Genomic DNA, 12769 nt, shown 5'->3' with positions numbered 1-12769 from the left:
CTCTTAATAGCATGGTTTATTTCTGCTTTAACTTTTACCAACACTAAATGAATAGGTAGCTACAATATCACCATTTATTCTAAGATGCGTGTCATAACGTCCTTTATTTTTAAAAGTACAAGTGAAAGATGTGATGTTATTGTTGTTTTGAGTATTGTAGATATGAATATTTTTTTCTTCAGATCCTGAGTAATAAACCAATTCAATATGATCTTTTTTGATTTTCCGTGAAGATTTAAAACTAAAAATGACTTCGGTATTTTTAGGTATAGCTGTATTTAATTTATTGGGTGAAACGGGCTCTATATCGTTTGCAAAAGCTTCTCCATAGATCAACGGAGCGCTTACAAATGAAGAGACTTTTATCGTATCATCTAATAGCCATTTTTGATGTATTGGAAAGTGATTTTTGGCAAAAAACACTGGATCAGTTAAGAAATAGCCGTCATTATAGGAAGTGATAAAAACACCATATTCATCGAGGTAGCCACTAGACCAAGTAGCATCACATAAGTACCATTTGTTATTTAGCTTAACAGCATTCCAAGAATGATTAGGCATTTCTAATTTATTGATATTAGAGGTAACAGACCTTCCATAGCCATCAATAATTTTACAAGAAATGTCAACCAAATTACAAAGCTCTTTTACCAAATAAGCATATCCTGTACACATGGTTATCTTTTTGTTTACTAATCTCTTGAATACTTTTTTCTTGTATTGATGATTCCATTTCATAAATGAAACGGAATCATTTCGAAATTTCCTTCTTTTTCTGCTTACTTGGGAGAACTGTACTTGATCTCCTTTTATATTTTGACAAACCCATGTATATATCGCTCGGAATTTCTCTACCTCAGTAGGTAATTCATTAGTTAGCTGATACGCTAACAACGGAAGATTTTCTAATGAAGCTCCTTTGTAAGAAAAAGCAATCTTATCCGCTTTGGTAAAGTCTACGGATTTAAAATCCGAAACTTGGGAAAATACATTGCAAGCAATTAGAAGAAAGAGTGTAGTGCTAAGAAAAAATTTCATGTGTATGCTTAAATTAATCTTTTGTAGAACTATATAATTTTTTCACAGCTACTTTTCCCATCAGAACACAACCATCTGGTTTTAGATTTACATTAAGTGCAATATTGTTTCCAGAAGTGTTATCTTGAATTTTTACTTTTTTTGACGTAAAACCAATATAGCTAAATACCAGAACATCTCCTTTTTTTAGCATTACTGGAAATTCAAAATTACCATCAAAATCTGTTGATGTACCGATGGCAGTTCCTTCTAACAGGATATTAGCACCTGGTAATGGATTTCCGCTTTCGGAAACAATACCCTTAACTATTATCGAATTGTCATTAATAGCACTTTGAAGTTTTGAAGGATTATTAATTGAGTTTCTTGTTTGATTATCTATGTTTTGAGCATGAGTTTTGGTAAAAGAAAATAATGCCATACAAGCTATAGTGATTGCTCCCAAAACATTAAACTGACTTTTTCTAGATTCCTTGTAAGAATAAGTAGTTAATTGATTATCCTTAAATCGACCACAAATGTTATTTGAGGTGTGACTTTTAAAGTAGTTTGTAATTTCTAGAGAAGTCATATTAGAGAAATCTATTACTTCTTTAGTACAATGATTACAAAATCCTCCTTTATCTGTTGGAGAAAAGTTTTCGAAATTTTGATGGCATGGCTCTTTGATGTTTACAGTAAATTGATTCATAATCTTATTCTTTTTAGTTTATACATCAAACTTAGACGCTTTGTTTTGTATATAAAATGTAGAATTAGGGAACACAGCTTTTAGATAGGTAAACACTGCTTTTTGCAGAGTGAAGAAGAGTTATCTTGGCAGTTAAATGAGTTAATCTCTATTTGTATTGTAAATCTTTGGTTGTATACGTCTTATCATAAAGTAACCAACAATTAAACCAATAAATGAAAAAAAGATGTCATTAATATCATAGACATTATTTCCTCCAAGGTTATGAATTTTTAGTTCTTGAGTTATCACATATACTCCAGCTAGTATAGTTGCTAGTACATAAAGTTTGTAGATGGAGATTTTTGTTTTTTCGGGGAGTATACGGAAATTAATATAAAGACCTATTCCTGTTAGTAGGAATGTCCCTATGATTGCTTCAAAGAAATTGGGTAATGAAAGTAACACGATTTTAACCCAGTTATAGGTGCTGCTATTTAAAACAGTTGGTCGAATGAATTTGAGTATAATAAACAGGAAGACTAGTATCGTTTGAATTCTCGCTAGTTTCAATAAATCGGTCATGAAAATAATTTTGTTGATGCTTACTGGTCTATTAAATACATGAAATGTTACTCATCCATACTCTATTGCATAAAATGATTATTAATTCTTTAGAGGGGTATTCATCCAGTAGTTGGATAGTATTTCGGGAGAGATAACAGACTTACTTTTAAAGATTGGTTTGGTTTTTATCATAAATAAGCTGTCACGTATTGGTTTTGTATCCATGGATAATTCTTGTACAAAAAACTCTCTGTACTGATGGAAAGAAACTGATTCTCTTTTGTTGATGAGGTTTCCTTCTAAATCTCTAATGTTTTTAATTTCTATAGCGATTGCTCTATGGCTTTGCTTTTTTTGCTTGCTAATAAGCTTGGTGCCGAAAACTAATTTTCTCTTTTTAGGATATATATAGATGTTTTTTTGTAGTACTCGAATACTGTCTATTTGTAGTTTAGTTCCATAATACCATAGGCTATAATTTCTTTTTCTAAGAGCCTCTCTTGAAAAAGGTCTTTTATTAAGAACAATTTCGAAACGTTTTTGCATTTGATTTACAGATACCTTTTCAGGGAAAAATCTTGGAGGATATGATGTTTCAAATGTATTATCAAATGAAATATAACTTGGATACATTTTTTCAAAACGTTCTTGGTATTCTATAATGATTTCATAGAGTAATTTTCCAGATGTTTTTTCCGTTGTATTTTTTTCTTCATCTTCAGGTTTAGATGAGTCAAAAACTGCATATATCATCTTATAGATTTTGAAATCTCCTTTGCTGATATAGATTTTTCCAGAAACCTTTATGTTTTGCTGGGTTTTGGAAATACCAATGGTATATAATGGTATATTATCAATAGAAGTAGAGGGAAGTATTTTAAATCTATGGTTCTTTATGAAGTTTCTGTTAAATCTATTCACAAAATCATAAGTATTTATACGATAGTTTCGGAGTGCATCATGTAATCTTAAGAGTGTATATTCATTTCCGCCTTGTCCATTCAATGTTGCGTTGTTGGATATAATTTTATCTCTATTTACATAATTATAGGGTTTGGCGGCAATAGTATCAATGGGAAAGTCTAAATTATTTTTGTACTCGAATATTTTTATTTTGGTTTCTTGTAAATCATCAGATTCAAAACCTTTATCAAAAACTTCTAAAATGGCTTCATTTAAATTTATATACGATTGATCTTTTATTTGGTAATCTCTATAATAGCCTACATATGAAAAAGGAGAAAATGGATAATTTTCTGGTATCTTTTCTATGGCTAGTCGTACAATTCTATTTGCTCCATATCGTTTTATCTTTTTGGTATTCGTTACAACGACTTCTTCCAATTCTTCAATTTTCTGAACTAAAGATATGACATTAACTTGTTCAGATTTGAGTTGAGATAATAGTATGTTTTTAGAAATATATCCTATTGAAGATACAACTAGCGTATCGCTTATGTTTTGAATGTTCGTAGGAATCTTAAATCCACCATCTGCATTTGAAATTAGACCTCGAGATTTATTTTTGATTCTAATGGTTGCAAAAGAAATCGGTTCTTTGGTTTTAGAATCGACTAATTTTCCTTGTATAAATTCACTTTGTTGTCCAAATAATATAATCGATTGAAAAATAAATAAAAATATATAGGGTTTTGGTGTCAGTTTTGAAAACAAAGACATACCGTTTTTGATTGAATTTGATTAGATGAATTGTAAAACGTATTAAAAATAAAGCTTAATTCTTTGTTTTACAATGGTATATGTTAAAATAACAATTCTGTAACATAATTGAAGTAATAGTAGTACTATTTAAAATTTTACGTTTTTACTAATTCAAAAACGGTAATCTCTGGTCGTACATTAAATCGTACCTGATATAGATGCCCGATGGCTCTGTTGATGTATAGTTTTCTTCCATTGGTAAGATCGATCTCTCCAGCATCGTATTTTTTATTCTTAACCGGAAGTAGAGGAGGTTTTAGAAAAGGTGGTTTGCATTGTCCTCCATGGGTATGCCCAGATAATATCCATCCTTCATAATCATCCCAAACATCTAGATCACAAACATCCGGATTATGGCAAAGTGTGATATTGGCTTCGTTTTGGTTTTGTTGTGATAATATTTGTTCTGGGTTAAAGTTTAATCCCCAATAATCATCAATTCCAATAATGTTTAGCCCGTTTATTTTTTCCGAGTTATTACTTAAAATTTGAATTCCAGCTTGTTCGAGTTGGTTGGTAATTTGATCAGCAACATCTTGTTCAGACCATTCCTCTCCATAATCATGATTGCCAAGAACTCCATATGTGCCAATTTTTCCTCGAACTGTGTACTTCAGAACGTCGTCTAACTGCGCAAATTGTTGTTCATTTTCGTAGCTAACATAATCACCTGTATATACTACAAAATCTGGATTAAGTTTTTGAGCTTTGATAAAAGAATCAATGATGTATTGATAATCAAATTCATTTCCAATATGTACATCACTAATTTGCATCAGTGTTTTTCCAATAAATTGATCTGGGAGATTTTTCACAGGCATTTTTCTATGAACAAATTCTAACCAAAAAGGTTCTATTTGCCAAGTGTAAAAACCTGTGGCAATAGCAATTCCAGCAGTTCCTAATATTCCTTTTTTTATAAACTTTCTTCTATTCATACATTTTTTTGAGAATAATGCTAGGATACTAACTCGATAAACAACAGTGGCTTTATGTGTTTTTAGGTTTATTGTCTAAAAAATTATTCAAAAATACAATTCTTTTATCTGTTGAGTAAATTTTTAGGTTGAATGACATCTACTCGTACTATTTTATCATTTTCAAAAGTGAAAATTTCAACAATGTTTTGACCAACCTTATCAGATTCATCAAGCCAAACTTTGTCATGTAGAATTACTTTATCATCTATTTCCACTAGGTGTTGTATTTCAGATATAACATTTGGATGACTTTTAAAATGGTTCTCTCTATTAGCTTTCAAATTTTCTCTTCCATGTATCTTTATTTCAGATTCAACAAAGACCTTTACATTTTGATCAAACCCAAGCACGTATTTTTCAGCATTTTTTTCGTTAACGGCATCAATTATAGAAACAATCGTTTTACTATTCTTTCCTGAAATTTCATAAGTGGGTTTGGAGTTATTAGTGCAACTGATGAAGCAAAGACCGATTAGTACGGATAGTATTTTAACGGTGTTCATAATTCCCTTTATTTTTTGTTCTTTTTATTCCACTCTCCCCAGTTTTTAGATTCTTTTCGCCAAAGAGGTTTTGCTTCTATATCTAAAGAGTGTTCGGGATACAAAACGTACCAAGTTGTTGCAGTATATCGATCAGTACCACCACCAACAATAGAATCTTTGAGATAATTGGTCATGAAGTTGGTAGCATAGCCGTTAGTTCCTGAAATTTTTGTCCAATGGTTTTGTGTTCTGAATCGAAGTTTAAGAGAATCATTATCAATTGCTGGAGCTTGACCAACAATGGTATTGATTTGTGCAAAAACTTCTTTTCCTTCAAAAATGGTTAAAAAGGTTGCATCCGCAATATGTTCGACCCGATTACCACCCCAACCAATTCTAACTGGATATCCTAATCGTACCGCATCGATTAATTTTGATTTATCTCCGTAAATGACATCACCACTTTCATCATTTTGAAAAACCTTTTGCCAACCGGCATTAGATTTTTCAGTAGAATTACAAGAACAGCATAGGATACATATTAAACAAAGAATTTTTACTAAGTGACTTGTTGTTTTCATTTTGAACAATTTTTATTAGCATTTCTTTTAATAAGATGATATATCCTATGGAGGTGTTCATCCGATATAATGGGTAACCAGCCCTTAATGTACGACTAATTTTTACGGTATATTGAATTCTTATTTAGCAATTACTTGTAAATGTATAATTAGGTGTGCGTATTTAGTGAACTTTTACCCGTACTCCTTTGGAATGGCTACTAAATTCTGGAGCGTACATACTTTGTATGGTAGTGATCCCATTAGAGAAATCCCCTTTATTATTGATACGCAAATCATATTCAAACACATGTACTCCCTTTGGTAAATAATCAAAGAAGAAATTGGTAGATGCATCTTTGGTACTTTCATAATAACCCAATCCATCCTGCCATTTGTATTTAGAGATAACATTGGTAGGTTCTAATCCAGATGCTCGCATATCTTTCATATGTACAAACTCGAAGTTATTTTTTACATTGAGCTCTACACGCACAGTGATTAGGTTGCCTATCTTAAGTTGTTCGCTACACGTAATTCTTTTTAAAATCGTTCCTTCGGTAGTATTTTGTTTAAGAAAAAGTTCTTTTTTGATCATAATCTTATCTTCTTCTGGACCGGTAATTTTATCGAGATCTTCAAAATATTGCCAATAATATCCTCCGTACTGCGGCACAGCACTTTTGTTTTGTACCGTTATATGGTCCATTGTATTATTGACCTCTTCTGCATTCCATTGTATTTTACTATATCCGGTACCTGCTTCAATTGTGTTCATTGGGAGCAATTCAGTTTTATTTAATGTTGTTCCAAATGAAATTTCCGCGTTTTCTTCCACAGATAACCAATCACTACCTTGTAATAGGAGGGCATAAATGGCTTCTGTAGTCGCTTTAGTGGTACTCCAACTTTCTAGTTGTTTCTTTTTTAGTAACCACGTTTTTAATTCATTAATAGTATTAGTGTTACCGGTAATTTCAGAAAAAGCTTCTATAATCAATGCTTGCAATTCTATAGGAGATTGATACCAATACCAACCAGATTTGTTTTCTTTCCAGTACATTCCGTTTGCCTTAGATATTACTGCGTTTTCTTCTAATGTTTTAATAATGTTTTTGGCTATTTTGGAGTCACCATTTCTATGTAGGATTAATGCTAGCATAGTTTTTTGAAATAGACTTTCTTGCATCCATTTGTTTTGCTCTTTGGGAATATGTTTCCTGTAAATACTATCGATTTTTTTGCTTATTGGATATTTTTCATTCCAAAAGCTTCGTGCATAGAAATAGTGAAGATCACTTCTGGAAAAAGCGTATGTGCTGTCGATACGTAGTTGCTGCTTATAATTTTCCAAGTATTTACTGTCCAGATAAGCGATTGCTTTTTTTGCAATAACATTAGAGGTGTAGGCATGTTCTGTATCTATTTGTAGTTTTTTAAGATGTCCCAATCCAGATACAATATGTCTGGTAATATATTGATTTGTATTACCGCCACTAAACCATGGAAATCCTCCTGAAGTATCTTGCATGCCTTTTAGTTTATCCAAAATAGTTTCTTGTTTTGTGGTGATTTTGACAAGATCAAATAATTCTGCTAATCTTGTTTGTTGTTCTTTTTCATTTTTAGAATTTCTGAGCCATGGTGTTTCCTGAATCAATATGCTTTTTAACTCTTGATTCTTTTCTAGATCAGATACTAATTTTCCATTTGCTTTCCAGCGGTCAAATACTTTTTTAATTTTCGGATTGCTGTTCAAGATATGACTAGCGATCTCATTACTATAATATTTGGCAAAGGTTTGCTCTGCACATTCGTATGGATATTCCATTAGATAGGGCAATGATTTTATGGCAAACCAGGTAGGGTTGGTCGTATATTCTAAGGTGATCTGGTGGTTTTGTCTGGTAACAGAAGGTTGATCTATCATTTTAGGAAACCCAAACGTTTTTTGTTCTCCGGGACGTACCCACATAGGAATACTTTCTGTCACTAACATTCTATTGGTTAAAACTGGAATCACACTTTCTTCTCCATCACTAAATTTACCAGCTTTTGCTACAATCTTGTAGCGGATAGCTTGTACGGATTTTGGGATGTATAATTTCCAACTTACAGAAGTATTTCCTCTAGCATCTATAGCAAAGTTTTGTACAGTATTGTTATCTAGAAAAAGTGTTTTTAAATCGTTTTGAGAAACTTCATCAATTAGGTTTAGAGATGCCAGTCCTTTCATTTTCTTAATGTCCATATTAGCAATTTTAGCTGATATAGTTACAGTATCGCCTTCTCTTAGAAAACGAGGAATATTAGGAACAATGCTTAGTTGTTTTTGGGTAATTACTTCGCTTTGAATTAATTTCGTATTTAGTTGTTTGTCATAAGCAAATGCCTGAAATTTCCATCGAGTCAACGCTTCTGGAGAAGTAAAGCTAAAGCTTACGTTTCCTTTTTTATCGGTTTGTAACTGTGGAAAGAAGAAGGCCGTTTCTTTCAAGTTTTTTCTTGGTATCACTTTTTGTAATGCTTCTACACCTTTTTTAGTAGTAATGATAATAACACCGTTAGCGGCTTTACTTCCATAGATGGCTTTGGCAGCACTACCTTTTAATACTTGCATATCTATAATGTCCTCGGTGTTTAGCGATTGTCGACCTTTTAGAAAGGGTACTCCATCAACAACGATTAGTACTTTTTCTTTATCTTTTACAGAAGCATATCCTCGTATTTTTATAGAGGAAGAAGATCCAGCCGCCGCTGTTGCTGATGCAATTTCTACCCCTGCAACTTTACCATTCAATACGCGATCAAATTCGCCACTAATCTCTTCCATTGTAATAGTAGAAACTGAATAACTCAGATTCTTTTTTTGTCGTTGTATTCCATAACCTACTACCACAACTTCTTCTAACTCCGATGCATCTTCTCTCATCCTTATGGAAGCTCTATTGTTATTTCCTTTGATTTCCGAAGAAATAAACCCTAGATAAGAAAAAATAAGAAGATCGTTTTTGTTAGCTTCAATTGTAAATAACCCATCAAAATCTGTTTGTGTTCCGCGAGTTGTTCCTTTAATCACAATATTTACTCCTGGTAATGGATGCCCGTCGGCATCTGTTACAATACCGGTGATTGTTCCTCCTGTTGCTTTTAATCGTTTACCTTTTTTAGGTTTTGTCGGTTTAGAGTGATATGAAATGGTTCTTAGATAGTTTCTATGACCTCGTTCTGGATTAGAAAAATGAAATCCAAAGGTATTGATTGAATTGTAGGTGAAATTCCGAGGGCGATAGTATTTTACCTGTAGGTTTTTTATCCAAATAGAAAGATTTCTAAACGAAGTCTGTGTTTGTATACTGGGAAGATTATTATAGTAATAGGGTTCTGTAATGGGGATTTTTATATCACCTTGCCACTCGTGACTAAGGAAGGTGTCCAAAGACATATCATACATGGAAGCCAGTATTTCTGCAGAAGCAGCTTTGTTGTTATTGTTTAAAATTTTAAGCTTCCAAGTCTCATTGTTGCCTGGTTCTAGTTTATTTCTGAAGGTCTCCAACTCAATGTTTAGATCCGTACTTTCATCATGCTGTGGAAAATAATGCGCAATCCTATCGGTCCAGATGCAATTATACTTTATAAAAGAAGCTTGTATATCTATTTGATCTTTTTTTTGCTTTAAATGTATAGGGATGTTGTATTTACCATTAATAATTTCTACGACATCTTTAAAAATCACTTTATTTTTTTGATAAGCTTCTACATGAACAAATAATGATTTTGCAGCAGTTCTTAATTCTATGTTTAGGATGTTTTTAGTCTCTACTTGACTGTCATTTATTTTAAAATCAAAAATTTGATTATCTGCAAGGTATTTTTCTTTTGGATTGGTTAGTGTAAATTGCTGTTCTGCAGTAATGTCATACCCAAACTCATCTTTAGTATGAAATTTAGCAATGTATTTTCCTCCTTTCCAATTTTTTATGTTGCCTAATGTTATTTTATCGTCTTTCTCGGTATTTATGGTATAGGTTTTTATAATATCCTTATCGTTATGCGTATCGAGGTCTTCTGTTTTATATGCATCGTTCGGAAAGAATTTAACAAATGTATCTTTTGGGATTTGTTGAACATCTGGTGAGTTCCAAGGTCTTTTACGTAAAACTCTATTTGGATGTTTTAATTTATAAATGGATACCGTTCCTTTATAACCTATTGGATGATTGTTCAGATTTTTGATGCTTACATAAAGTGTATTATCTGTTTTGTCTGATGATAAGTTCTGATTCATAAGGATATTAGCTTCTAAGCTATGGTAGCCTATTCTAATGCTTTGCGTTTCATTTCTCGTTTCACCATTGATATCAGTAATCTCAGCATTTATGTTATAATTATATATGAGGTTAGATACTGATTTAGTTGTTGAGTTGATTGAAGGAATAAAAGTGATAACAAAACTACCTTGCGAATTTGTAGTTGTACTTCCTGTGATCACAACTTCTTCTCGATCGTCGAGTAATTGATAATTTCTTTCTCTGGTAATTGTATAATTTACTTTGGTATTGGATATTGCTGCTCCTAAAAAAGCTTTAGCTACTCCTTTAATTTTTACAGAATCATTTAGGGTATAGGTTTCGGTTATTTTATCGAATGTAATTTCAAACCTAGGACGCTTATATTCCTCAACCCTAATTGTATGTTCTTCTACTTCAAAATTATACATATCCTCCCAGAACTTAGAGTCCTCTTCATAATCTTCGTCCATTTCTATAGTGAATTCTCCGTTTAGTCTATTGGTAGGTAACGTAAATTCACCATGTACGGAACCGAACTCGTTCGTTTTAAGACGTAGTTCTTTAACTTCGTTATTATTGGCATCATATAATGTGACGATTACAAATTCTCCAGCAACCGGACTAGATTTTTTCTTATTTCGTTGTGTTAAAACTCCTTTGAAATATACTTTTTGCCCAGGTCGATAAATACTTCGATCTGTGAATATTTTGGCTTTAGCTTCTAAATCCTTTGAATAACTTCTATGATATCTTTTAGATACATATTTGGGATTAATAAATGTTTCCAGAAAAAGAGAATCATTATCTTTTGATACGAATGTATTTAGTTGATGTGATTTCTCTTCTAGGTTGATTGTTGCTTTTCCGTTTTCGTTGGTGATGAGTTTTCTTAAAAAAGGCATTTCTTTTCTAATATCTTGTAATGATATAGAAGCATTTTCTATGGGTGATCCACTATATCTATTCACGACCTGATAACTGGTCTTTTGGTTTCCAGAGAAGGAAATTAATGCTAAAGAGCTAACTTGGATATAATTAATACCATAGATATCATTTTTGAAATCTGTATCAGGATTTTTTCTAACGATAATAAGATATTTTCCTGATGTTAATTCAGGTAAAATTACCTCGGTTGATCTTTCTGTGTGATACTGATCCTTTGGTAAATTATATACCTTTTTTTTGACAGGAATGTGGTTTTTGGTAAAATCTGTGATTAAAGAATCAATATCATAGTAGCTATCCTTTATGGATTGATAAGAAAAAGGTACTTTATAAAATGAAATATGGATACTATCGATATCTTTATATTTAATGAGAGCTCTACTTTTTTTGTTAGGTATAAGAAAATTTTCTGTGGTAATTTTTAAACTTGGATTGGTAATTAATTCTTTAAGTTTTTTTGCTTCAATTTCTGGAGGGGTATTTGGTGCTTCTTTTAGAATCTGATCACATATTTCTATAGCTTTCGTATTGTAATCTGGACGAAAATAGATATGCATATTATTTTTATAATACTTTGCTAAATCTAAGAGTATCGGTATTCTAGATATTCCTGTGTATTGTGATTGTAAATTTTTTAATGCATCGAAATACAAGTCCTTTTGAGAGTTATTTTTTTGTTTAACAAATTTTAAACGATCTAAAGCTGTATGAATAAGCGATAAAGAATCTTTTCTTAGTAAGTGTATTTTTTCAATACTTTGATATAATTTCAAAGTGTTTTTTATGAATGAAAATTCATTCTCAGTACCAATTTCTTTAGTGCTAAAAACAGTGGGGATACTATAATAATCAGGTAGGATAGGAGCAAGATCCTTTTTTGTATGGGAATAGTTGTTTGAATGATAAAAACCAATAGCTCTATTGGCTAAAAGATCATACAGTGTATTTCGGTATTTTTGGTCATTATCTCCAAGTTTTAAAATTTCTGAAAATACGGTGTCATTAATTATTAAAAGTTGTTCTGGTTGCTTTAGAGAGTTTTGATAGTGTTTGTGTATTTGTTTGTTTAATGTGTTGATATCCCAAGTTCTATAATCTAAGGATATAATTGTGTCAGTACTAGTTCGGTTTCTTATTTTATATGAATTGCTGTCTAGATAGTTTTCTAAACTTTTAGCAAGAATAGACTCTAGAATATTTTTAGTAGGGAATTTTGTTTTCTTCAGCTCAGAAAGTAACATTTCATATACATTACTTTCCGCATTTTCCTCCAATAGAAGTTTATACTTAGCTTGGTATAAAAATGATTTGATGATTTGCGATTGGTTGTCTTCTCGCTGTGCTAGTTTACGTATTAGATCAATTTCTTTGTACGCAGATCTCGTTTTGCCTTCAAGTTCTAGGTTTTCAATTTTTGCCCATAGTTTATCGTACTTATATTGAGCACTACTGCTGATCGTAAGAAAGAAAAGTAGGAAGAAGATGTAGTATGGATTTCTCATAGTAG

Annotated in this window: 8 protein-coding genes; all 8 read right to left on the bottom strand. The window is 31.7% G+C overall.

The genetic code is table 11. The annotated features are described in order from the left end of the window. Nucleotides 1-27: 27 nt before the first annotated feature. The gene (locus Q1B37_RS18270) at nt 28-1038 is read right to left on the bottom strand and encodes a transglutaminase domain-containing protein (RefSeq protein ID WP_299900983.1); all 1011 of its coding nucleotides are present in this window, start codon (nt 1036-1038) and stop codon (nt 28-30) included. Between the two features lie 13 nt (nt 1039-1051). Beyond that, nucleotides 1052-1729 (bottom strand): carboxypeptidase-like regulatory domain-containing protein, encoded by a 678-nt coding sequence (locus Q1B37_RS18265; RefSeq protein ID WP_299900980.1) that lies wholly within the window; start codon nt 1727-1729, stop codon nt 1052-1054. A gap of 141 nt (nt 1730-1870) precedes the next feature. Beyond that, nucleotides 1871-2293, bottom strand: a complete 423-nt coding sequence (locus tag Q1B37_RS18260) for a hypothetical protein (protein ID WP_299900977.1) — start codon at nt 2291-2293, stop codon at nt 1871-1873. A gap of 81 nt (nt 2294-2374) precedes the next feature. Then, complete coding sequence (locus tag Q1B37_RS18255) at nt 2375-3955, bottom strand: carboxypeptidase-like regulatory domain-containing protein (RefSeq protein ID WP_299900972.1); 1581 nt, start codon at nt 3953-3955, stop codon at nt 2375-2377. A 137-nt stretch (nt 3956-4092) separates the two neighbouring features. Beyond that, entirely contained in the window at nt 4093-4935 is an 843-nt protein-coding gene (locus Q1B37_RS18250) for a metallophosphoesterase (protein ID WP_299900970.1), read from the bottom strand. A gap of 104 nt (nt 4936-5039) precedes the next feature. Next, on the bottom strand, nt 5040-5480 hold the full coding sequence (locus tag Q1B37_RS18245) for a nuclear transport factor 2 family protein (RefSeq protein ID WP_299900967.1): 441 nt from the start codon (nt 5478-5480) through the stop codon (nt 5040-5042). 8 nt (nt 5481-5488) lie between these two features. Further along, complete coding sequence (locus Q1B37_RS18240; RefSeq protein ID WP_299900964.1) at nt 5489-6043, bottom strand: hypothetical protein; 555 nt, start codon at nt 6041-6043, stop codon at nt 5489-5491. A gap of 163 nt (nt 6044-6206) precedes the next feature. Further along, nucleotides 6207-12764, bottom strand: coding sequence for an MG2 domain-containing protein (locus Q1B37_RS18235; protein WP_299900961.1), 6558 nt, complete (start codon nt 12762-12764; stop codon nt 6207-6209). Nucleotides 12765-12769: the final 5 nt, after the last annotated feature.

It is taken from the genome of uncultured Aquimarina sp. (assembly GCF_947492965.1).
Lineage (GTDB): Bacteria > Bacteroidota > Bacteroidia > Flavobacteriales > Flavobacteriaceae > Aquimarina.
The sequence above is the reverse complement of the archived record's forward strand: the minus strand, read 5'-3'. Positions and strand labels throughout refer to the sequence as shown.